Origin of the sequence: Pseudomonas cichorii, from assembly GCF_019719005.1 — a bacterium.
GTDB classification, from domain to species: domain Bacteria; phylum Pseudomonadota; class Gammaproteobacteria; order Pseudomonadales; family Pseudomonadaceae; genus Aquipseudomonas; species Aquipseudomonas cichorii_E.
This window is the reverse complement of record NZ_JAIGPJ010000035.1, coordinates 375-22,924: the sequence shown is the minus strand read 5'-3', so window position 1 is coordinate 22,924 and position 22,550 is coordinate 375. Positions and strand designations below refer to the sequence as shown.

Below are 22,550 nucleotides of genomic sequence, written 5' to 3'. Positions count from 1 at the left end.
CGAAGAGGCGCGAATGAATTCGCTCCCACTCCATTTCAAGGCCTAATCAGGAATCCTCAACTGCTGCCCCGGATAGATATGGTTCACATCCTTGAGCAGCGGCTTGTTGGCCTCGAAGATTTTCTGGTACTTGTTTGGGTCGCCGTACACCCGCTTCGAGATGGCGCTCAGGGTATCGCCCTTTTCCACCGTGACGAACCGGGCAGCCGCTGTTGCAGGCGCACCGGCCGCGAGGGTCAGTTGATCGTCCACGGTATCGACGCCCGAGATATTTCCCAGTGCCAGCAAGATCTTTTCCTTTTCTTCCTGACTGGATACCTCTCCTGTGACGGTGACCTTGCTGCCATCCAGCGTGATTTGAACATCGGGATTACCTAATCCAAACTCGGAAATACGCTTTTTCAGGGCTTCATCGGCATTGGCAGTACCTGGTGTCAGTGCATCGAGGATGTTTTCCCCTGCCGTTTTCAAGAACTCGAAAAGACTCATTGCTCATTCTCCTTCACGGTTGTTGCCACGCCCGCAAGGATTAACCATAGCTCCCGTAACCGTGGGTTTGCGGAGTTCCGACCAACGTTGCCCACCCCACAGGCTTCGTTGAACGCGTAGAATCAATTCCCTGCCTCGCCTATCGGAGTGAAGATGGACATCAAGCAACTGAAATTCCTGATCGCGCTCGACGAGACTCGTCACTTCGGCCAGGCAGCAGCACGCTGCAATATCACCCAACCCACACTGTCCATGCGCCTGCGCAATCTTGAAGAAGAGCTGGGCTTGCCGCTGGTCATGCGCGGGCAGCGTTTTGAAGGTTTTACCGCTCCCGGTGAGCGGGTGCTGGCCTGGGCCAGAACCGTTCTTTCGGCTTATGACGGCTTGCAGGCTGAAGCAGCGGCCTGCCGTGGGCATCTGGTCGGGACCCTGCGCCTGGGTGTGGTGCCGCTTTCGAGTTTCGATCCGCTCTCGCTGTTGCACCGGCTGCATCAGATCCACCCCAATCTGCGCTTCGAGCTGTCTTCGCTCAGCTCCGAGCAGGTTCTGGAACAACTGGCGAGCAATCGCATCGATCTGGGCGTGTCGTATCTGGAGCGCCTGGATAACGAACGCTTCGACACCCTGACTCTGGACGAAACCCGCATGGGCCTGCTGTATGACCGCCGCCACTTCAGCTTTGGCGAAGAGCCATTGACCTGGAGCGAGCTGGTCGAACTGCCACTGGGCGCGCTGACCAGCGGCATGCATTTTCGCCAGTCCATCGATCACAACTTCCACAGCCGCGGCCTGCATCCGCAGCCACTGCTGCAAACCGATGCCGTTCACCAGTTGATGCAGGCCGTGCATGGCGGTTTCTGCTGCACCATCATGCCGCTGGACGGCGGTCTGGACATGCTTACCGAACATCTGGGCCTGCACCCCATCGCCGATGCACGCACGCTGGCGCCCATCGGCCTGATCATGCGCCGCAGCGCGCCGCGCTCGGCCCTGGCGGAGGCCTGCTTCACGCTTCTGGCAGAAAACCAGAAATAAGTATTGATCGACGTCATCTATCAGAGCATTGGAACTAGCGATTAGACGATATCCGACAAGAGGCCTAGGCTAAGCGCTATCAAACTGCCGGTAATCAGTCCATGCACGCCAAGCGCACGGCCAGCGCGGCGCCCGCTCTTCAGGCGCACGCGCCTCAAGCAAGCCAGTCTTACAGCTACTCGAATCTCGAGGGCAATGACTCGGCACACAATGCGCTTGCCGAAGAGGTAGCGCTCGCCATTGCCTACAACGGCATCAGCCAGGCGGTAATGCTGGTCAGCCCCACGGATCTGGAAGACTTCATCGTCGGTTTCAGCCTGGGCAGCGGCATCATTGCTTCAGCGGACGAAATCTACGACTTCAAGCTCAACGGTTGCGGCTCGGCCATGCAGGCCGAGGTCGAGATCGCCAGCCGTGCCTTCTGGAACCTCAAGCAGCAGCGTCGGCAACTGGCCGGTACCAGCGGTTGCGGACTTTGCGGCGTCGAAGCGGTCGAGCAGGCGCTGCCAGAGCTGAACGTATTGCCCGGCGCGCCCTTGCCGCCTGCCGAGTGGCTGCAAGGCCTGCGCCAGCGCATCGGTGAATTCCAGCCACTGGGCCAACATTGCGGTGCCGTCCATGCTGCCGTGTTCATGGACAGCAATGGCCAGTTGTTGCTGGGCCGTGAAGACATCGGACGCCACAACGCCCTGGACAAGCTGATCGGCGCCCTGACCCGCCAGAACATTGCCCTGACAGGCGGTATTGCCATCGTCACCAGCCGCTGCAGCCTGGAACTGATCCAGAAAGTCCTGCGCGCCGGCATCCAGACGCTGGTCAGCCTGTCGTCGCCCACCGGCCTGGCCCTGCAATGGGCGCGCCGTCATAACCTCAATCTAATTCACCTGCCGCAGCACAGTGCGCCGCGGGTCTATAGCCCTGCGATGGAGATTCAAGCGTGAGCACTCATCACCAAGCCGACAAAACCCCGACGCCTCGCTACAAGCCTTACAAAGGTCCGGCAGGCGGCTGGGGCGCACTGATCAGCGTGACACAGGCCTGGCTGGGCAGTGACAACGCGCTGAAGAACCTGCGCATGATGCTCAAGACCAACCAGAACGGCGGCTTCGACTGCCCTGGTTGCGCGTGGGGCGACTCGCCGGAAAGCGGCATGGTGAAGTTCTGCGAGAACGGCGCCAAGGCGGTCAACTGGGAAGCCACCAAACGCCGCGTGGATCCTGCGTTCTTCGCCCGCTACAGCGTCAGCGCACTGCTGGAGCAAAGCGATTACTGGCTGGAATATCAGGGCCGCCTGACCGAGCCGATGGTCTATGACCCGCAAAGCGACCGCTACAAGCCCATCAGTTGGGACGATGTCTTCGCGCTGATCGCCAAGCACCTGAACAACCTGCCAAGCCCGAACATGGCCGAGTTCTATACCTCGGGTCGGGCCAGCAACGAAGCGGCCTATCTGTATCAGTTGTTCGTCCGTGCCTACGGCACCAACAACTTCCCGGACTGCTCGAACATGTGCCACGAAGCCAGCGGTGTGGCGCTGTCGCAAAGCGTGGGCGTGGGTAAAGGCACCGTGACCTTCGATGACTTCGAGCACGCCGATGCGATTTTCGTACTGGGCCAGAACCCGGGCACCAACCACCCTCGCATGCTCGATCCTTTGCGCGATGCGGTGAAGCGTGGCGCTCAGGTCGTGTGCGTCAACCCGCTCAAGGAGCGTGGTCTTGAGCGCTTCCAGCATCCACAGCATGCGATGGAAATGCTCACCAACGGCGATCGCCCGACCAACACCGCGTATTTCCGTCCGGCCCTGGGCGGCGACATGGCACTGCTGCGCGGCATGGCCAAGTTCCTGTTGCAATGGGAGCGCGAAGCCCAGCTCAACAATGCACCCGCCGTTTTCGATCATGCATTCCTCAACGAACACACCCAGGGCGTTCTGGATTACCTGGCGGCCATCGACGAAACCTCATGGGAAGAAATCCTGGAGCAATCCGGTCTGCCATTGAGCGATATCGAGCAATCGGCCCGCATGTACGCCAAAGGCCAGAACGTGATCATGTGCTGGGCCATGGGCATCACCCAGCATCGTCACTCGGTAGCGACCATCCAGGAAATCGCCAACCTGATGATGCTGCGCGGCAATATCGGCAAGCCGGGCGCAGGCCTGTGCCCGGTGCGCGGCCACAGTAACGTGCAAGGCGACCGGACCATGGGCATCAACGAACGCCCACCGGTGTTCCTGCTCGACGCTCTGGAAAAACGCTTCCAGTTCAAGGTCCCTCGCGAGAACGGTCATAACGTGGTCGAAGCCATTCACGCCATGGCCGAAGGTCGCTCTAAAGTGTTCATCGCTCTGGGCGGCAACTTCGCTCAGGCAACACCCGACAGCCCGCGCACTGCTGCAGCACTGAGCAACTGCGACCTGACCGTACAGATCAGCACCAAGCTCAACCGCAGCCACCTGTTCCACGGCAAGGAAGCGCTGATCCTGCCGTGCTTTGGCCGTACCGACATCGACATCCAGGCCAACGGCCCGCAAGCGGTCACCGTGGAAGACTCGTTCAGCATGGTCCACGCCTCCAACGGCCAGTTGCAGCCCTCTTCGTCGCTGATGCGTTCGGAGCCTGCGATCATCGCCGGTATCGCCAACGCGACCGTAGGCAAGCAGCCGGTGGACTGGCTATGGCTGATCGAAGATTACAGCCGTATTCGTGATCTGATTGCCGACACCATCCCGGGCTTCAAGGACTTCAACGAGCGCGTCAAGAATCCTGGCGGTTTCTATCTGGGCAATGCCGCAGGTGCCCGCCGCTGGAACACGGCGTCGACACGCGCCAACTTCAAGCCCAATGCACTGCCGCTCAGCCTGATTCATGAGGGCATCAGTTCCACGGGCCAGACCCCGGACCTGATCATGCAGTCCATGCGCTCCCACGATCAGTACAACACCACCATTTATGGCCTGGACGACCGCTATCGCGGTGTGAAAGGGCAACGTGACGTGTTGTTCGTCAATGAAGCCGACATTATCCGCCTGGGCTTCCAGCCGGGTCAGAAAGCAGACTTGATCTCGATCTGGAGCGATAACCACGAACGTCGCGTCAAGGGCTTCACCCTCTTGCCGTTCGATATCCCGGCAGGTCAGGCGGCGGCTTACTATCCAGAGGTCAACCCGCTGGTGCCGCTGGAAAGCGTTGGCGAAGGCAGCCATACCCCCACCTCGAAATTCGTGGCAATACGCCTGGAACGTTCGAGCGAGTCGGCACGAATCATCTGATTCTGCTACCCATGAAAAAGGCCCGGATTCGTAAGAACCGGGCCTGTATCAAGTAAGCTCAGACTGTCTTTTTCAAGTTAAGTTCCCTATGTAAAACAGTAACTTAGCTATTTGTGTTGCAGTCGTGTTACTCGTCGGAATTTCGTTGCTACATTCCTTGCGGCATATCAGGATCGCGCCGTCATCCCTATGAGATTCCATACATGAAGTATTCCTCGATACTGTTGTTGTCTCTTACTCTCGCAAGCGGTTTCGCCTCGGCAGGCGGAACAGTTGAAGCGGGCGTAGGCGGTGCATTGGGTGGGGTACTGGGTTCGGCTGTCGGTCAACAGATCGGCGGCAGCACGGGTTCTGCGATTGGCGCAGGCCTGGGCGGCGCAGCTGGCAGTGCGGTTGGCGCAGACCGTCGTAACCGTACAGAAGCTGCCATCGGTGGCGGCCTGGGCGCAGCCGGCGGTAACGTCATCGGCCGCAGCGTAGGCGGAAACACCGGTAGCCTTGTCGGCGCAGCCGCTGGCGGCGGTGCAGGTGGTGCCCTGGGTAACTACATGGGTAACGAAAGCCGCGAAGACGATCGCCGCTATCGCAATGGTCGTGACGATCGTCGCGAATACCGCGGCCATGGCCATCGCAAGCATTACGGCCATCGCAAACACGGTCGTGACTGGCGTCACCGTTGATTGATCAAGCTATGCAATACCAGACTGGCCGCCCTGAAAAGCGGCCAGTTTTCGTTGAGCCGCTAAAAAGCAGAAATATGCCCTTCAGGAATTCAGGTCTCTGCCGAAACGCCGTCTAGAAAAATTACGCGTTGCCTATCGATCAGCACTCAAGGAGCAGGGATGGATTCCACCAAGCCACAGGATGACGACGGGATCATTCGCATTCAGCGCCTTGTCCCCGGTCAGGTCGATGTGGTGCTGGGCTCGCACCCCGGAAAACAGCGAATCGTCCAGCCTCGTAAATCATCACGTGGCTACGTGTTGGCTTTCCTCTGCGTGGGCATTTTTGCAGTGCTGGCAGTGGGGCTGGCCACCCGAACCAGCACCCCCAAGCCTGTACAGCTGATCGCACTCGAACAACCAGAGCCTGCAGCCGGGCCTGACCCCGTCGATGAAACGCCCCTTCAAGTCGCCAACGAGCTTGCACGTCCGGCTTTGCGGGTGGAACCCTACGTTGTTCCGACGCCTGTGGCCGCCACTCAGGAATCAGCTCCCATAGCCCAGCCTCTGGATAACTGCATCAAGGATGGCAATGTCATTGATGAGAGTGTTCTGAACTGCCGCTTCGGCCAGGCTTCGCGCCCTGCTCAGGCTGCACCTGCAACAGGCATGGTGTCTGCCAGCTACATGGCGGACTTCAAGTCCGATGCCTCACGCAAAGCGCCTGCACGCCAGCAGAAGCCGCATACGGTTGCCACCGTGTCGATTCGCGAATGGGATGGCAATGGCCGCTATCGTGCGCAATGGCGCCTCTACGAAAACCGTATCGACGGCGACAGCGTGTGCGAGAACTTCCTCAATCGCTCAGTGGAAAGACGTGAATGCCGCCTTTCTGCCCAAGTGTTTTTCAAGGAAGAGTGCCGGGAATGGAACAAGCGTGCGGCGCGGGATCGCAACGAAGAAAGCAAAAATACAGCTCAGCGTTATTGCGAAGCCATGACGACCTTTACCCCCTGAAATCATTATTGAGATTAAATCTCAATCTCATATATAGCCAAAGGCTTACACGCGCTGACGGCATTTGGCTCTTTTTACCCTACGGTAACCTCCGTACTATTGGATCCAACAGGTGGCGAACAAGGAGTTCGCCAGGATCAAGGATGATCGACCATGGCCGGGAAGGCTGCCGACAGGGAGTTGGGATGGTCTTGGAAAAACCCGCTACGGCGGGTTTTTTATTGCCTGCGAAAACGTGCAAACCCGAGGTTTTTTCGCGAATGAGCGGAGCGCCGCCCGATTCGCTCCCTCGCCCGTAGGAGCGAATTCATTCGCGAAAAAGCCTACGAATAGCCAAAGGCTTACACGCACGCCGGTGAATGGCTATTTTCGTACTGCCACAAGGCCCGTAGTATTGGATCCAACAAGTGGTGAGCAGGGAGTTCACCAGGATCAGGGACGATCGACCATGGCCGGGAAGGCTGCCGACAGGGAGTTGGAATGGTCTTGGGAAAACCCGCTTCGGCGGGTTTTTTGTTGCCTGCGAATTACCGGCTTGCAAGGTTATTGCGCCCTCTGACGCAATAACCCTGATGGCAAACCTTGTTACTGACTCAACACCCCTACCTTGACCATCACTGTGGCCAGGAACTGTTGCAGGGTCATTTTCTGCCCGTTGAAGTCGACCATGCCGTTGGCGTAGTGCAGGTCGGAAACGATGTTGTTGCCCTCGACCCTGGCCAGTTGCAGCATGGTGGCCATGGCACTGAGCATGTCACTGGCGGCAGCGGCCTGATCAGCGATGGCCTGGGCGTCGGTCTGCCCGTCAAAGCCTGCCTGCAGGGTCGCCACATCGTTGATCATGGGCTTGGACAAAAGCACACGGGCCTTGAGCTGGCTGATGGTCTTTATCACCGTGTCGCTGCCTGGCTGATCAATGGAGCCCGGATCGGTCAGGTCCACGGCAATGCTCATGTGGCTTTCGCCATTGGCGGTCTTGAGCGAGAGCTTTTCCAGCTCGATATGAGGCTTGCCAGCCAGAAACTTGCTCAGCTCGCTCTTCATCAGTTGCTCGTCGGCAGGGCTGAGTTTCAGCTGGAAGGGAAGCCTGGCCTGTGCAGCAGCCTGTTGCTGTGGCAGAACCTGCTCCTGATAGAACTGATAAAGGGTCTTGGTCGACAGCGCGTTGAAACCGGAAAGCCTGAAACCCAGGTGTGAGGAACCAATGTCCTTGCCGCTGTAGGAAATCATGCCCAGATCATAGTTGATCTGCATCGCCAGATTCCCGCCCTCCTCCTGAGCAAGGTTGGTATTGACGAAGTCCTTGATCAGCACCGGCTGCTTGCCGACTATCTGGAAGCCGGCATTGTCGATTTTCAGGTTGCTGTGGCCCAGATACAGACCCGACTGGCCCTTGGTGCCGCCGGTATCGAAGGTCAGGCCCTTGATATCGATGCTCACCGGACCTTCTTTTGACGCCACATTGAGTTGCAGGTTGTCCAGCGTGCCCGTGACCTTGAGCTTCTCGGCATCGGCGGATGCTTCGGCGTTGATGTCGAGCCCGGAGAATTTGAACGTGCCGTCTGCGTCAACCATCTCCAGCGGCGAAACTTTCAGCCAGCCGCTGGTGGAACGGTCATAGCCGATACTCGCCTGCCCCTTGAGTGGCGTTTTATCACCGCTCATGGCGAACCACTTTTCCGAAGACGTGCTTTTCTCCATCTCGAAATTGCTCTGGGCCATGACCGGCATGAGCTTCAACGCTTTCAGACGCGACAGCGGAATCGGCCCGTGCTCGATGTTATCAACGAACAGGAACTGCGGATCCTGGCCATCGCGGGACAGGTCCGGGCCTTGCAGATCCACGCGGTAATGGGCCGTGCTGCTGAAGAAGTGGCGCTCCAGCGAAACCAGTTGCAGGGTAATGCTGTTGTCGGTGCCTTCCAGAGACTCCTTGAGTTCCTGATTGGCAGTCCGGATCGACTCGTTGAGCACGCCTTCCAGTTGATTGCCGGTGTACCAGGCGCCAGCACTTGCCAATGCACCGGCCACAACAATGACGCCTACCGCGATACCTGCTGATTTATTCATAGCGACTCAACGATGTCCGTTCTGATGATTTGAAAGTCTTCCCTGCGCCCCGACAGCTTGCAGCCGCGCCTTGATAGCGGAGTAGACGCAGCCTGTGTCACTGCCGAAAAGTCGCGAGAGATTAGCATTGAGCGTTTGTCATCGCCCAGCGTTGTTGGCCGGTTGCACGGGTATTACGCCTTTTCAGGAAGCTTCAGACAAACCTGAATGCACTTTCGTTGCAGGGAGGTACTCAACACATGGGTAGCCACAGTCTTGATGTAGGCGTTAGGCTGATATCGAATCGAATCTGAGAAACGGGGGATCTGACGACATGAGTGAACAGCAAGGTGAGCGAGGCCCGATCAAGGCCGTGATTTTCGACATGGATGGTTTGCTGCTGGACACCGAAGGGGTCTACACCGAGGTCACCCATCTGATTGCCAGCCGTTATGGAAAAACCTTCGACTGGTCAATCAAGCAGCACACCATTGGCCGTGGCGCCCGTGACTTTTCAGGCTACGTTATCCAGGCGCTGGAACTGCCCATTTCCATTGACGAGTTTCTGGAAGTGCGCGAGCCCATGCTTGAAGAGCGCTTCCCTCTTGCTCCGGCAATGCCGGGCGCCGAGGCGCTGGTAAGGCATCTGGCGGCCAACAACATTCCCATCGCGGTCGGAACCAGCTCTTCGGTGCATTACTTCGAGGCCAAGACCACCTTGCACCGCGCCTGGTTCGAGCTGTTTGATACCGTCGTGACCGCCGATGACCCTGAAGTCGGTGCCGCCAAGCCTGCGCCGGATATTTTCCTGGTCGCAGCGCGTCGCCTGGGCGTTTCGCCAGAGGATTGTCTGGTGTTCGAGGACTCGCCATTCGGCGTCACCGCCGCCAAGGCTGCGGGCATGTACGCCGTGGCAGTACCCGACTCGCACATGCCGGTCGAACAGTACGAACATGCCGACCTGCTGCTGACCTCGCTGGAAGACTTCCCGCTTGAGGCATGGGGCCTGCCCAGGAAGGCCTGATGCAGCGTCTTCCTGCCCGTCGGCAGGAAGACCCTCAACTGTCTTTAGCCTGTCGCATTCTCATAGGGGCCTTTTCAACGCCCCCATAAACAAGCCAGTATGCCCTCCTGATCCCGCTTTCAATGACATGGAGGATGTTGAGCATGATTTACAGAACGCTTGGCCAGTCAGGCCTGAAGGTTTCCACACTGACCCTCGGTTCAATGATGTTCGGTGAGCAGACCGGCACCGAAGAATCCCTGCGCATCATCGATCAGGCATGGGATCAGGGCGTGAACTTCATCGATACTGCCGACGTTTACAATGGCGGGCGCTCCGAAGAGATCGTCGGTGAAGCCATTGCTTCGCGGCGCAGTGACTGGGTGCTGGCGACCAAGGTCGCGGTAGGCCCGAGCGATGGCATTCCCAACCGTGCCGGCCTGAATCGCAAACACATCTTCAATGCCATTGAAAACAGCCTGCAGCGGCTGGATACCGACTATGTGGATATCTATTACCTGCACAAAGAGGATCACGACACGCCGCTGGAAGTCACGGTGTCTGCCATTGGCGACCTGATCCGCCAGGGCAAGATCCGCTATTGGGGCCTGTCGAACTATCGCGGCTGGCGCATCGCGGAAATCGTCAACGTCGCCCAGCGCCTGGGCGTGGACAAACCGGTCATCAGCCAGCCGCTCTACAACATCGTCAACCGCCAGGCCGAGATAGAGCAGATCACTGCCGCCGCGTTTCATGGCCTGGGTGTCGTGCCTTACAGCCCACTGGCGCGTGGCGTGCTCAGCGGCAAGTACGCACCCGACGTCACACCTGACAGCAGCAGTCGCGCCGGGCGTCAGGACAAGCGTCTTCTGGAAACGGAATGGCGTGTGGAGTCTCTGCGCATCGCCCAGCAATTGCAGGCCTATGTGCAGGACAAAGGCGTCGGCCTTGTGGAGTTCGCGATTGCCTGGGTGCTCAACAACAAGGCCGTCACGTCGGCGATTGTCGGGCCGCGTACCGAGCAACAGTGGGGACATTACACCAAAGCGCTGGAAGTGAAGATCAGTGCCGAGGACGAAGCCTTCATCGACTCGCTGGTAATACCGGGCCACGCTTCGACTGCCGGCTTCAATGATGTGCAGCATTTTGTTTCGGGGCGCCTGACACGCTGAGGGCGCTCTGGGAGCCTCATCGCGAGCAGGCCATCGGCAAATGCTCGCGATGTTCTCAAAAAGCGTTTAAAAAGCCGCGTGTATATAAATGCTCATTCAACATGTTGCCGACAGGAGCGCTAAGATGCTCTGTAACTGCCGCGATGCGGCTTGTGCCGAAACGCGAACAGACCCGGCTCTGCTTGTCGGCAACCATGAATCCAATACAGCCAGGTTGATGAAGAAGTATGGCAATGCGCAAAACTGATAGAGAAGCCTTCTTGTGCTCGGTACTGGGGAACGAACAGCCTCCCGCGCACCTTGCAAGAGCTGTTATCGAGGAAAAACTGCGCAACGCTATCATTGATGGCAGCCTGCCAAGCGGCACAGCGCTGCGCCAACAGGAGTTGGCCACGCTTTTTGGTGTCAGCCGCATGCCGGTCCGCGAGGCCTTGCGCCAGCTCGAAGCCCAGTCACTGTTGCGCGTCGAAACCCATAAAGGTGCTGTGGTCGCCCCGCTGATCACAGAAGATGCCGTGGACGCCTACGGGCTGCGTATCCTGCTGGAATCCCAAGCCCTGCGCCTGTCCATTCCGTTACTGGATGCAGAAGACCTGGCCACGGCACGGCGCTGCATCGAGGCCCTTGAGGTTGAAACCGACTACTCGAAGATGGGCACTCTCAACCGCCTGTTTCACATGGCGCTTTACGCCAAGACCCCCAACAAGCGCCTGATGCGTCTGGTTGAAGAAGGCCTGAACGAAGAGGAGCGCTTTCTGCGCTTCAACCTCTCATCAATGGGCCTTGGCAAGCTGTCTCAGGATGATCACTGGGAATTGCTGCGTCTTGCCGAAGAAAAGGCTGTTGAAGAGATCGTGGGTGCTCTGCAGAACCACCTCAACCGAGGTGTCAAAGCCATCACTCAATACCTGAACAGCAAAAAGGCCGAGCAGGAAAAAACACCGGCACGCCAACGCAAGAAAAGCATCGCCTGAATCAATCGCGGTTGATCGTCTGACCCGCGCGGCCTGACGCTTCCCCTTCCCCCTCACGCTGCCACTCGTGCGCTGCGAGCTATCTGCTCGCGGGCAGCGCTTTTATGTCTGTTTTCCTGAACCATCGGGTTGGTCTGTCTCAGGAATAAGGCAAACTCGGTCGTGACCAAGGCGGGACCCTACCGGAGGGTTGCTCCCTGGTCACTCTTGAACTGCCCGTCAGGTGCAGGGCAGCGATCTGTTCCTTTGAACGTACTGAGAAAGGAGTTCCTGCAAGGGCAACAAGGCATTGGAAGTCGTTTCCGATCGTGCCCGCAAAAAACACAAAACCTGGATTGTTTTGCATAACAGCAACGCTGAGCGAGGCATTCGTTCATTATTTATAATTTTGGTGCTTATCCACCGAAAGGGTTGCTTACATCCCTATAAAACTCACCGAAAGAGTTTTATATAGCAACTTACATCCTCGAAAAACAGCAACTAAAATAATGTTAAAAAATAATTGCGCATTACATTACAAGTGCTTTAACTTTTATTTGCAGCCCGTATCAATGGTCGGCACCCCCAGGCTGTCCGGCCATGCCCGCACAGGCTGCTGCTTATAGCACCATGGCTCTGCAAAGGACCTTGCAACGGAATACCTGACGTTAACGGTTACTGATCGTTTCAACTAACAGGCTCTCGCTTGCCTGTTATTCAGGTCCGCTGCCGACTGTTCGAAAACGAAAACTGTAACTCGGCTACACGTTACAGACAAAACTTGTATTTAAGACTACCGGGATATCGCCATGCCTTGTCAGAAAACGCTACTAGACCTCAAGAAAACAGAACTTAGCCAACACCCCATCTTTGCTGAAATCAATTCACTGGAAGTGCTTAAACGTTTTATGGAAACCCATGTATTCGCCGTCTGGGACTTCATGTCACTGACCAAGCGGTTACAGCAGGAACTGACCTGCACCCAGTTGCCCTGGTTGCCGCCTCGGGATGCATCGGCCGCCAGGCTGATCAACGAAATCGTGCTCGGGGAAGAATCCGACGACAAGCTGAGCCACGGCCACTACAGCCACTTCGAGCTGTACCTGGATGCCATGCGCGAGATTGGCGCCAGCACCTTGCAGATCGAACGCTTCGTCGAGCTGCAGAAACAGGGCGTGCATTACACAACCGCATTGCAGCGCGTCAACGCCGGTCAGGCCGCCTCGGTATTCGTGACCCACACACTCAATACAGCGCTGCATGCACCGGCCCATAGCGTGGCAGCAGCTTTCCTGCATGGTCGCGAAAGCGTTATCCCGATGATGTTCCAGAGCATCCTCGATGAATGGGGCATCACCGTCGATCAGGCACCGACCTTTCGCTACTACCTAGAGCGCCACATCGAAGTCGACTCCGAAGACCACGGCCCGGCGGCCGAGCAGTTGCTGGCCAGGCTAGTCAACGGCGACGAGCAGCGCCAGCGCGAGGTGTATCAGGCCGCCATCGCCGCCGTGGATAGCCGGGTCGAGCTGTGGGACACGCTGCGCATGAGCATGCGCTCGCCATTGATGCAAGCCAGCGCCTGACCTCGCGCCGCAAGCCCCTCTACAAGGAAGCCATCATGAAAGCAGAAGACTACAGCTCGTTCATTGATGCCTGGGAAGGTCGCGCCACCATTCGCACTCGCCCACGCCGGATCGTCGAAAACGATGAAAAACTGATCTATCCCCTGAGTCGCCAGCCTCTGGTGCTGAGCGAAACCTTCACCCGTGAGTGTCCGCACCTGCGCGATTACGCGCTGGTGCAAAGCCTCTACAAGTTCATCAACGATGTCGTGATCTTTGAAACCGAGATCGTCGACAAGACCGCGCGCAGTATCGCCAAGAACAACTTCGCGATCCGCTTTCCTTTCGCCTGCCGCTACGACGCCATGACCGTGGTCGTCGATGAGGATTACCACGCTCTGGTGGCGATGGACTTCATGCAGCAGACCATCGCTCTGACCGGGATCGAACCGATTCGCCTGCCCGATGAGATCGAGCTGAGCCGCGCCATTCCTGCCGCCCTGGCCCTGGCGCCGGAACATCTGCGCAGCGCCGTGGAACTGATCTGCGTGGCCATTGCGGAAAACACGGTCACCAACGATGTAGCGGCCTTCGCCAAGGACGACTCGGTCAAGCAGTCGGTCAAGGGGCTGATGGCCGATCACCTGCTGGACGAGGGGCGCCATTCCGGGTTCTGGGCGCGGCTGGTGCGTATCTACTGGCACACCGCCCCCGAAGCGGATCGAGAGTGCATCGCGCGCATCATGCCGGTGTTCATTGCTCAATATCTGACCAATGACATCCAGCACGGCTTCGATTTCATCCTGATCGACAATCTGCAGGTCGCGCCGTCCGTGAAGCAGGCGCTCAAGGATGAAACCATGGCCGTGAGCTTTCCCATCAATCGCCATCATCCTCTGATTGGCAATATCGTGCGCTTCTTCAAGACCAGCTCGATGCTTGAAGCGCCTTGCGTGCAGCGGGCACTGGCCGACTACCTGCCAGCCCAGGGAATCCTCCAATGAAACGCCTGGAGATCGTGCTCATCGGTCAGAGCCTGACCCTGAGCGAACTGCACACAGAATTGCTCGCGCACGGACACTCGGTGCATCACTTGAGCGATCAGGACGGACTGCAGGCGAACGCTGTCGATAACGCCTCGATCCTGGTCGAGGATGGCAGTCTGGAGCTGAGCGGTGAACGACTCAAGGCATTCGGCAGCGCCGATCACTTGAGCCTGCGGGTCGGCTTGAGCCCGAATGTACCGGAAGGTCTGCCACGTCTGGAGTTGCTGTGCTGGCACGGCTCCACAACGGCTCAGCATCTGATCGTCCGTGAGTGGCTGCCCGTTCAGGAGTCGGGCAACGGCCGCATGTTGCGTGATGTGGCCATCGCGGAGTTTGTCGATCAGGCAGCGCTGCTGATCAGTCGCCTGTCCAGGGACGAGAAGTATTTCAGCACCCTGGCCACCACCGCTCCCGCACAAAGCGAATGGCAGCAAGGCCTGCAGACCATAGACCATCAGTTGTTCAGGCATCGTCTGAATCAGACTGACCAGCCGCATCTGCTGGCACTGGCGGATACGCCGCTGGTGGAGCGGCTGGAGCAAAGTTTTCAGACTTTCGCGGAGCGTTCGGCGCTATCGATTGCCGGTCAGGTACTCAGCTATCGCGAGGTGTACGCGCAGGCTGTCGCCATCCAGCGTCATTTGCGGCCGCTGATCGAAGCCCGGCAGCACGCAAGTACGCCGGTGGTCATCGGCATCTGCCTGCCCAAGTCGGTTGCGCTGTATGCAGGCATTCTGGCGATTCTTGGCAGTGGTGCAGTCTATCTGCCGCTGGATCCGAGTCAGCCTGTCCAGCGCCAGCAATACATTCTGGAAAACTCGGGCGCCCTGCTGTTGTTGCATGACGGCTCGCATCCCTTGGCCAAAGCCGAGTTTCCTGCGCTGGATATCAGCTCGATCCAGGCAACAGAGCTGGATCAGCCACTGACTCGTCTGCGACCTGACAGCGACTCGCCATGCATGGCGCTCTACACATCGGGCACCACCGGCCATCCAAAAGGCGTGCTGCTCAGTCAGCGTAACCTCAGCCATTTCACCGCCTGGTATGCGGAGTACGTCAGTCTGTCGGAGCACAGTCGGGTATTGCAGTTCTCGACACTGAGCTTCGACTCGTCTGTCATTGATATCTTCCCGACCTGGCTCAGCGGTGCGGAACTGGTGATCCCGGACGACGATCAACGCCGCGACCCCCTGCGACTGGTCAGCCTCCTGAAAGACGGCATCAGCCATGCGTTTCTGCCGCCGGCATTGTTGAGCATCCTGCCGCTGGACGAGCCGCTGGGCCTTGAGCATGTGATGACCGGCGGCGATGTCTGCGAGCCCTATGTCATCGAGCACCTGACCCGACAGTGCCACTTTCATAACCTCTATGGCCCGACTGAAGCCACGGTGCTGGTCACCGCCGGACAGTTCAAGCCCGGCAGCAGCAACCGCAATCTGGGACGCCCCATCGCCAACAGCCAGGTCTGGATTCTGGATGAGCAGTTGCAGCCGGTAGCGGAAGAAACTCAGGGTGAGTTGTACATCGCGGGCCCCGGCGTGTGTCTGGGCTACCTGAACAATCCCGAGCTGACGGCCGAACGCTATGTGACGCTGACCTTGCCGGACGGACAGCCATTGCGCGCTTACCGAACCGGGGACATCGGCAAGTGGATTCCTGACGGCATCGAGCTGGCCGGACGTCGTGACAATCAAGTGAAGATCCGTGGGTTCAGGGTCGAGCCGGAAGAAATCGAACATTGCCTGCGCAGCAGCCAGTTGTATCGTCAGGTTGCCGTGGTCGTGGATGCCCAACGCCGCATTCTGGCGTTTGCCGCTCAGCCACATGAAGCTGAAGAAGTCGCCTTGCAGGCATTGAAAGCCCATGTGCAACGCCTGCTGCCCGACTACATGCATCCCGGCGCCTATACGGTTCTGGCAAACATGCCATTCGCCAGTAACGGCAAGATCGACCGCAAGGCCTTGCTGGAAATACCGGTGAGTTTCGCTGACCAGCAACCCCGTCGCTTGCCGGAAACAGAGCAGGAGCAAAAGCTTCTTGAGCTGTGGGCCGAACTGCTTGAGCTGCCCATCGGGGACATCTCCACCGACGAAAGCTTCTTCAATCTGGGTGGCCACTCGATCCTGCTGTCGCGCATGTTGCTGGGGATTCGCGAACGGTTCGGGCGCAGTATTCCCATCAACCGTTTTATCGAAGCTCCTACCGTGCTGACACTGGCCAGCCTCATTGAAAGCGAAGGCGTCTCAAGCTATACCGTCAGCCCGCAAGCGCTGCTGGACGCCAATGCCGAACTGGAAATACCGGTGCTGCCGATCAGCCAGTTGGGCGATGTTCACAAAGTCATCGTGACCGGCGCCAATGGCTTCCTCGGCGTGCATATCGTCGAAGCGCTGCTGGCCTGGGGAGCAACGGAAGTTGCCTGTCTGGTGCGCGAAGGCACGGGACAAAGCGCCCACGAACGCTTCGTTCAGTCGCTGCGGGAAAATCGCCTGGAGCATCTGGACCTGAGTCGGGTGACGGTCTATCCCGCCGACGTAACCCAGCCGCAGCTTGGCTTGAACGATGAGGTGTATGAGCGACTGGACCGGGACTTCGGTGCGTTGGTGCATAACGCGGCCAATGTGAACCATGTCCAGGATTACGAAACCCTTATCCGCGACAACGTGGCACCGGTCTTTGAATGCCTGCGTCTGTGCGAGGGGCGCAGCAAGAAGATCTTCAACTTTGTTTCCACGCTATCGGCATCCAGCGCCGTGGATGCAGCCGGCAGCGTGCTGGAGCAACCGGCCGCCGCTACGCCGCCGATCTACATCAAGAACGGCTACAACCTGTCCAAGTGGGTCGCCGAGCGCGTGCTGCAGCGGGCCAGGGATCAAGGCGTGTGGGTGAACATTTATCGCCCCGGCAACATCGCTTTCAACAGCGTCACCGGCGTGTGCCAGCCACAGAAAAACCGCTTGATGCTGATGCTCAAGGGCTCGCTGCAACTGGGCAAGGTCCCGGAGTTCGCCATGAACTTCGATCTGATGCCGGTGGATTTCCTCGCCCGTTTCATCGGCTTCCATGCCAGCCGCTATCAGGCCAACCGTGCGGTATTCAACCTGCACAACCCCGAACCCTTGAGCTGGAACAGCTACGTGGATGCATTCCGCGAGGCCGGGCGTGAGTTCGAGATGGTCAGCGTGGCGCACTGGCAGACCCAGCTCAACCGGGTCGACAGCCAGAACGCGTTATTCGGCGTGCTGGGTTTTTATCTGGACGGTTTCGAGGAAGACATCGGCGACATCTCGATGATCGAGTACCAGAACGCTCTGGCCGGTATCCGGCACATGGGCGAGCACTACCCGCAGAAAACCCCGGCGCTGCTGCGCAAGGGCTGCGATTACCTGAAAGAAATCGACTTTATCTGAAGCATCCCCAACCCAACGTGAAATACATGGAGAATCACATGAGCTCAATCAACACTCTGCAACCGGACACGCTGATCAAGAACCCTTCGCTGTGTAAAGTCGTATCGGCCGTGGAAATTCCTGCCGATGCCAATAGCGTCTGGGCGATCGTCGGTAACTTTGGCGGTTTCCAGGCCTTCATCCCGGCGCTGGAAAGCACTGAGGTGACGGGGAAAGGCGTCCGTTCGGTGCGCAAGAAACTGTTCAAGGACGGCAACGTCGCCATCGAACAACTGAACTCTCACGACAACAATGCCCGCTTCATGACCTGGTCGCTGATCTACACCAGCCTGCCGGTGGGCAACCTGTGGGCAGCGATGACTGTGGAATCCACGGGCGATAACGATTCGGTTGCGACATGGACGATCATTGCCGAACCCGATCAGGGTGGCCCTGAAGCCCTGCCAGGCTTTCAGGAGTTTCTACAGGGCTTCGCTGACAGCGCCATGAGTAACGTGCGCAGCCTGTTTGCCTGATACTTGCGTGAACCGACCCGCTCAGCGCCAGAAGCCTGAGCGGGTTGAGGCATATGGGCGGTTGCAAATTGGTGGGCGCTTTAACACAATGCGACTCATTATCATTTGTGTGGCGCCGGGATGGCGCATCCCCATGCCTTCTCAGCACTCAGCCCTGCATACGCTCTACAACGATCACCATGGTTGGCTCCATTCATGGCTGCGCAGCAAACTGGGCAATGGCGCCGATGCCGCCGACCTCGCCCAGGATACGTTTGTACGGCTGCTCAATCGCAGCGAACTGCTTGAGCTGAAAACCCCGCGAGCCTTCCTGCGCACCGTTGCCAGAGGCCTGGTCATCGACCATTGGCGCCGTGAAGAACTTGAGCGGGCCTACCTGGAAGCCATTGCTCATTTATCACCCAGCGAAACCCCGTCGCCCGAGTCCCGCGAGCTGGTTTTCGAGCTGCTGGAAAGCATTGCCCGAATGCTCGACGGCCTCAAACCCAAAGTCCGGCAGGCGTTTTTGCTGGCTCAATGCGAGGGAATGCCACACAAGCAGATTGCCGCCCAGATGGGTGTCTCCCTGCGCTCGGTCGAACGCTACATCGCCGACGCCCTTTATCATTGCTATCTGCTGCGATACGACGCATGAGCCGTACCTTGCAGCCGTCTCGCCACAACCAGCCTTCGCCGCAGGTCGTAAGGCAGGCCATCCAGTGGTCAATGCGCCTGAACGTCTCGTCAGCCGACCCGGATCTGCGCAAGCAATGTGAACAGTGGCGAACCGAGCACGCCGATCATGAGTGTGCCTGGCAACGTATCCAGACCCTGAGCAATGAGCTGAACAGCAGCTTCCAGGCCTTGCCCGGATCGGGAGCCGCCTTCGAGGCACTTGAGAAAAGTGCGCAGCGACTGGGACGCAGGCAAACCCTGAAATTACTGTCCGGTATCGCAGTGCTGGGCTCCGCGGCCTGGCTCTCTCGTGATATCGCGCCCTGGCAACAATGGCAGGCCGACTTTGCGACCGGCGTGGGCGAGCGCAACAGCTATCGATTGCAGGATGGCACGGACCTGCAATTGAACACTGACAGCGCGGTGGATCAGGACTTCAATGCCCGGCATCGCCTGATAAACCTCACGCGCGGAGAGATTCTGGTTGCCTGCGGGGCCGACTCGCACAGTGTCACTCCGAGGCCGTTACGGGTGCAGAGCCGCCATGCTCTGTTTGAAGGGATCGGCGCACGCTTCGTTGTTCGTCAGGATCAGGACAGCACCCGGGTCAGCGTGACGAAAGGCAGCCTGATTATCCGTTCGCCTGCCACCTCACCTGTAGACGTGAAGGCCGGCCAGAGTTATTCGGTTTCCGGACAGCGCGCTACCCTGCTGCCGCCACTGGATATGGAAGCGGGCGCCTGGGCCGATGGTCTGATCGTGACGAAGGGGATGCGCCTGGGAGATTTCCTCGCGGAAGTCGGACGCTATCGCCGTGGCTACCTTGGGTGTGCGGATGACATTGCCGATCTGCGTCTTTCCGGTGTGTTCAGGCTGGAAGATACCGACAGGTTGCTGGAGGTTCTGCCTCAGACACTTCCTGTGAAACTCAGTTACCGCACACGCTGGTGGGTGACATTGCAGCGTCAGGCCTGATTATTTTTGGCGGGTCTGGCTCAGGTGTCCGGCATGGAGATCAGTAACCCTCCTCTTCTGATTGAACGTGACGGAACTGCCTCCCATGACACGGCCTCAAGGTATATCGCACTCATCCGACTCGCCAGCGCTGCGCATGGCCATTCGGGCAGCATTGATCTCCATGACTCTGGGCACAGCGGTCCTGCCGCTTCAGGTGCAGGCTCAGGAAAGCGCCTCATCAGCCAGTGCCATACGCAGCTATTCCATACCGGCAGCACCGCTGGGTGATGCACTGAATCAATTCGCCCGGCAGGCGGGCATCACCTTGTCCGCTACACCGGCACAAACGGCAGGAGCCCGCTCAACAGGATTGCAGGGTAATTATTCAGTCGATCAGGCATTGAGCATTCTGCTGGGTGGCAGCGGCTTGCAGGCCGTGTCACAGAATGGCAGCACTTATGTATTACGTGCGGCTGAAGAGCAGACGTTATCGCTGCCAGATACGGACATTCGCGGGTTTGCCCTGGGCAATGCCTTGGGCAGCATGGAAGGCTACAACGCGACTCACAGCCAGATCGCCACCAAGACCAGCACCTCATTGCTGGAGACCTCACAGTCTGTCTCAGTGGTCACCCGTCAACAGATGGACGACCAGGGTTCGCAGACGGTTTCCCAAGCCATGCGCTACACACCTGGCGTACTGACCAATCCCTATGGCGCTACTCATCGATACGACTATGTCGCGATGCGCGGTTTCAATGACGGGTCTGTGGATAACATCTATCTGGATGGCTTGAAGTCCATGGGGGATAGCGGGACCTACAGCACCATGCAGGTCGATCCGTACTTCCTTGAGCGGGTCGATATCCTCAAGGGTCCTTCATCGGTACTTTATGGCCGAAGCTCACCGGGCGGTCTGGTGGCGCTGACCAGCAAGAAACCTCTCTATGAGCCCTATCACCAGATCCAGGCCACTGCCGGCACACAAGGTCAGCGAGGCCTGGCCTTCGATTTCAGTGGCCCAGTGGATGAAGACAAACGCATTGCGTATCGTCTGATCGGGCTGACCGACAGATCCGACACTCAGTTCGATCATGTGGAGGAGAAGCGCTATGCATTGGCCCCCACCGTCAGCATCGATTTCAACGAAGACACGTCGCTGACACTGCAAGCTTATCTGCAGCATGATCCCGAAGGCGGTTATCACGGTGGTGTGCCGGCAGATGGCGCACTTCATCAACGCAACGGCCAGCGCATTTCACAGAACTTCTTCGATGGCGAGCCAGGCGTGGATGGTTTCAGCCGTGACCAGCAGTCATTCGGCTATCAATTCGAGCATCGCTTCAATGATGTCTTCACAGCCCGGCAGAACTTTCGCTACCTGGACTCCAAAGTGAAGAACGACCAGGTTTACGCCTATGGCTGGACCAGTGCGACGGGCAATGAACTGAACCGTTATTACTCGGGAGGCGATGAGCGTCTGCATGCATTCATCGTCGATAACATGTTGCAGGCGGAGTTCTTTACCGGCTCGGCCAAGCACACGACATTGCTCGGCATAGACTATCAACGGCGCAAGACCGTGGTTGACTGGACCAGCGGCCAGGCAGCCCCCCTGAATGCTTTCAATCCCGTGTATGGCAATTCCGCCATCAGTTATTACAGCCCAACCAGCTACCTGCGTCGCCTGGAACAGACAGGCCTTTATGTGCAGGACCTGATCGAGCTGGACAAGTGGCGTTTTTCCCTGGGACTGCGCCAGGACTGGGTGGAAACCTCGGACGAGAACCGACTGGCCGAGACCGGGCGTCCGGCAGGGACCGAAATCAGTGACAAGCGGACCAAGCTCACTGGCCGGGCTGGTGTGCTTTACCTGTTCGATAACGGGATTGCGCCGTATCTGAGTTATTCCGAGTCATTCAACCCGAACTCTTACTCCGACAGCAGCGGTAACCCGCTGGCACCCACGGACGGCACCCAATGGGAAGCCGGGATCAAGTATCAGCCGCCAGGTACCGAGAATCTGTTTACCGCCTCGGTGTTCCATATCGATCAGGAGAACCTGGCTTCCAAGCTGCCTCAAGAGAACTTCTATCGCCCTGTTGGCGCGGTACGTTCCCGGGGGCTGGAGCTTGAAGCGCATATGCAACTGACCGACAACTTCAAGGTGCTGGGCAGTTACACACTGACGGACATCGAATACTCGAAGTCGATGATCAGCACATTGAGTACCGCCACCAATCTCATCGAGAACAAAGGCAACTCTCCTACGCAGGCACCCAGACAAATGGCTTCGATCTGGGGTGATTATGCATTCGACAGCGGCGCTCTCGACGGGCTGCGTCTGGGCGGTGGTGTGCGGTATGTCGGCTATAGCTGGGCGGACGCTGAAAACACCATGAAGGTCCCGGCTTACACATTGCTGGATGCATCCGTGGGATATGACCTGAGCAAGGTCGGGCTGAAAGGTGTTGATGTGCGGGTGAATGCCAACAACCTGACCAACGAATCCTATGTGGCGTCATGCGCAAGCCTGAGCTTCTGTTACATGGGCGAAGAGCGAAATGTGAGTGCGACCCTGAGTTATCAGTTCTAAACAGCCGCTCTTACTCAGCAGCCAGCCTTCGACAATGGAGGCTGGCTTTTTCATGGGCGCTGATTGAGTACACGTTTGCAGGAAGCAGAAAGACAAAACCCATGTCTGCGGCAGCAGACAGGGGGGGTGGGGAGGAATTTTTGGCTGACCCAC

Annotated in this window: 17 protein-coding genes; 15 read left to right on the top strand and 2 right to left on the bottom strand. The window is 58.2% G+C overall.

Annotation, left to right across the window (positions count from 1 at the left end; translation table 11 throughout):
* Positions 1–42: 42 nt before the first annotated feature.
* A complete protein-coding gene (gene lysM, locus K5D32_RS20915; protein ID WP_216704406.1) occupies positions 43–489 on the bottom strand; it encodes a peptidoglycan-binding protein LysM in 447 nt (148 codons plus the stop codon).
* 153 nt (positions 490–642) lie between these two features.
* Between lysM and K5D32_RS20910 the strand changes: the two genes are divergently transcribed.
* From K5D32_RS20910 to K5D32_RS20890, 5 genes are all read left to right on the top strand, one after another.
* A complete protein-coding gene (locus tag K5D32_RS20910; protein ID WP_216704407.1) occupies positions 643–1,524 on the top strand; it encodes a LysR family transcriptional regulator in 882 nt (293 codons plus the stop codon).
* 101 nt (positions 1,525–1,625) lie between these two features.
* Positions 1,626–2,465, top strand: coding sequence for a formate dehydrogenase accessory sulfurtransferase FdhD (gene fdhD, locus K5D32_RS20905; protein ID WP_221601681.1), 840 nt, complete (start codon positions 1,626–1,628; stop codon positions 2,463–2,465).
* Positions 2,462–4,798 (top strand): FdhF/YdeP family oxidoreductase, encoded by a 2,337-nt coding sequence (locus K5D32_RS20900; RefSeq protein ID WP_221601680.1) that lies wholly within the window; start codon positions 2,462–2,464, stop codon positions 4,796–4,798. The genes fdhD and K5D32_RS20900 overlap by 4 nt, the downstream gene beginning before the upstream one ends.
* A gap of 203 nt (positions 4,799–5,001) precedes the next feature.
* Positions 5,002–5,478, top strand: a complete 477-nt coding sequence (locus tag K5D32_RS20895; RefSeq protein ID WP_025262507.1) for a YMGG-like glycine zipper-containing protein — start codon at positions 5,002–5,004, stop codon at positions 5,476–5,478.
* A 162-nt stretch (positions 5,479–5,640) separates the two neighbouring features.
* Entirely contained in the window at positions 5,641–6,477 is an 837-nt protein-coding gene (locus tag K5D32_RS20890; protein ID WP_221601679.1) for a hypothetical protein, read from the top strand.
* A gap of 585 nt (positions 6,478–7,062) precedes the next feature.
* Here the strand turns inward: K5D32_RS20890 and K5D32_RS20885 are convergent.
* The gene (locus tag K5D32_RS20885; protein ID WP_221601678.1) at positions 7,063–8,547 is read right to left on the bottom strand and encodes a YdgA family protein; all 1,485 of its coding nucleotides are present in this window, start codon (positions 8,545–8,547) and stop codon (positions 7,063–7,065) included.
* 313 nt (positions 8,548–8,860) lie between these two features.
* On the opposite strand from K5D32_RS20885, the gene K5D32_RS20880 reads away from it, so the two are divergent.
* The 10 genes from K5D32_RS20880 (at position 8,861) to K5D32_RS20835 (ending at position 22,397) form a co-directional block, all read left to right on the top strand.
* Complete coding sequence (locus tag K5D32_RS20880) at positions 8,861–9,550, top strand: HAD-IA family hydrolase (RefSeq protein ID WP_221528442.1); 690 nt, start codon at positions 8,861–8,863, stop codon at positions 9,548–9,550.
* 143 nt (positions 9,551–9,693) lie between these two features.
* Complete coding sequence (locus K5D32_RS20875; RefSeq protein ID WP_198729207.1) at positions 9,694–10,701, top strand: aldo/keto reductase; 1,008 nt, start codon at positions 9,694–9,696, stop codon at positions 10,699–10,701.
* A gap of 233 nt (positions 10,702–10,934) precedes the next feature.
* Entirely contained in the window at positions 10,935–11,675 is a 741-nt protein-coding gene (locus tag K5D32_RS20870) for a GntR family transcriptional regulator (protein WP_216704413.1), read from the top strand.
* 788 nt (positions 11,676–12,463) lie between these two features.
* Positions 12,464–13,240 (top strand): DUF3050 domain-containing protein, encoded by a 777-nt coding sequence (locus K5D32_RS20865; RefSeq protein WP_198729209.1) that lies wholly within the window; start codon positions 12,464–12,466, stop codon positions 13,238–13,240.
* A 35-nt stretch (positions 13,241–13,275) separates the two neighbouring features.
* Positions 13,276–14,223: a diiron oxygenase gene (locus K5D32_RS20860; protein WP_221594714.1), complete on the top strand. Its 948-nt coding sequence runs from the start codon at positions 13,276–13,278 to the stop codon at positions 14,221–14,223.
* Positions 14,220–17,675 carry a non-ribosomal peptide synthetase gene (locus K5D32_RS20855; RefSeq protein WP_221601677.1) on the top strand — a complete coding sequence of 1,152 codons (3,456 nt, stop codon included), beginning with the start codon at positions 14,220–14,222 and terminating at the stop codon, positions 17,673–17,675. The genes K5D32_RS20860 and K5D32_RS20855 overlap by 4 nt, the downstream gene beginning before the upstream one ends.
* Positions 17,676–17,713: 38 nt before the next feature.
* Positions 17,714–18,190 carry an SRPBCC family protein gene (locus K5D32_RS20850; RefSeq protein ID WP_221578476.1) on the top strand — a complete coding sequence of 159 codons (477 nt, stop codon included), beginning with the start codon at positions 17,714–17,716 and terminating at the stop codon, positions 18,188–18,190.
* A 133-nt stretch (positions 18,191–18,323) separates the two neighbouring features.
* Positions 18,324–18,824, top strand: coding sequence for a sigma-70 family RNA polymerase sigma factor (locus tag K5D32_RS20845; protein ID WP_221601676.1), 501 nt, complete (start codon positions 18,324–18,326; stop codon positions 18,822–18,824).
* On the top strand, positions 18,821–19,819 hold the full coding sequence (locus K5D32_RS20840; protein ID WP_260407485.1) for a FecR domain-containing protein: 999 nt from the start codon (positions 18,821–18,823) through the stop codon (positions 19,817–19,819). The genes K5D32_RS20845 and K5D32_RS20840 overlap by 4 nt, the downstream gene beginning before the upstream one ends.
* An 85-nt stretch (positions 19,820–19,904) precedes the next feature.
* Complete coding sequence (locus K5D32_RS20835) at positions 19,905–22,397, top strand: TonB-dependent siderophore receptor (RefSeq protein ID WP_221601675.1); 2,493 nt, start codon at positions 19,905–19,907, stop codon at positions 22,395–22,397.
* Positions 22,398–22,550 lie beyond the last annotated feature (153 nt).

Bases quoted from the DNA above. Each gene is read 5' to 3' on its own strand.
- lysM (WP_216704406.1), bottom strand. From the start codon at position 489: ATGAGTCTTTTCGAGTTCTTGAAAACGGCAGGGGAAAACATCCTCGAT.
- K5D32_RS20890 (WP_221601679.1), top strand. From the start codon at position 5,641: ATGGATTCCACCAAGCCACAGGATGACGACGGGATCATTCGCATTCAG.
- fdhD (WP_221601681.1), top strand. From the start codon at position 1,626: ATGCACGCCAAGCGCACGGCCAGCGCGGCGCCCGCTCTTCAGGCGCAC.
- K5D32_RS20865 (WP_198729209.1), top strand. From the start codon at position 12,464: ATGCCTTGTCAGAAAACGCTACTAGACCTCAAGAAAACAGAACTTAGC.
- K5D32_RS20875 (WP_198729207.1), top strand. From the start codon at position 9,694: ATGATTTACAGAACGCTTGGCCAGTCAGGCCTGAAGGTTTCCACACTG.
- K5D32_RS20880 (WP_221528442.1), top strand. From the start codon at position 8,861: ATGAGTGAACAGCAAGGTGAGCGAGGCCCGATCAAGGCCGTGATTTTC.
- K5D32_RS20910 (WP_216704407.1), top strand. From the start codon at position 643: ATGGACATCAAGCAACTGAAATTCCTGATCGCGCTCGACGAGACTCGT.
- K5D32_RS20860 (WP_221594714.1), top strand. From the start codon at position 13,276: ATGAAAGCAGAAGACTACAGCTCGTTCATTGATGCCTGGGAAGGTCGC.
- K5D32_RS20870 (WP_216704413.1), top strand. From the start codon at position 10,935: ATGCGCAAAACTGATAGAGAAGCCTTCTTGTGCTCGGTACTGGGGAAC.
- K5D32_RS20895 (WP_025262507.1), top strand. From the start codon at position 5,002: ATGAAGTATTCCTCGATACTGTTGTTGTCTCTTACTCTCGCAAGCGGT.
- K5D32_RS20885 (WP_221601678.1), bottom strand. From the start codon at position 8,547: ATGAATAAATCAGCAGGTATCGCGGTAGGCGTCATTGTTGTGGCCGGT.
- K5D32_RS20845 (WP_221601676.1), top strand. From the start codon at position 18,324: ATGCCTTCTCAGCACTCAGCCCTGCATACGCTCTACAACGATCACCAT.
- K5D32_RS20850 (WP_221578476.1), top strand. From the start codon at position 17,714: ATGAGCTCAATCAACACTCTGCAACCGGACACGCTGATCAAGAACCCT.
- K5D32_RS20840 (WP_260407485.1), top strand. From the start codon at position 18,821: ATGAGCCGTACCTTGCAGCCGTCTCGCCACAACCAGCCTTCGCCGCAG.
- K5D32_RS20835 (WP_221601675.1), top strand. From the start codon at position 19,905: ATGACACGGCCTCAAGGTATATCGCACTCATCCGACTCGCCAGCGCTG.
- K5D32_RS20855 (WP_221601677.1), top strand. From the start codon at position 14,220: ATGAAACGCCTGGAGATCGTGCTCATCGGTCAGAGCCTGACCCTGAGC.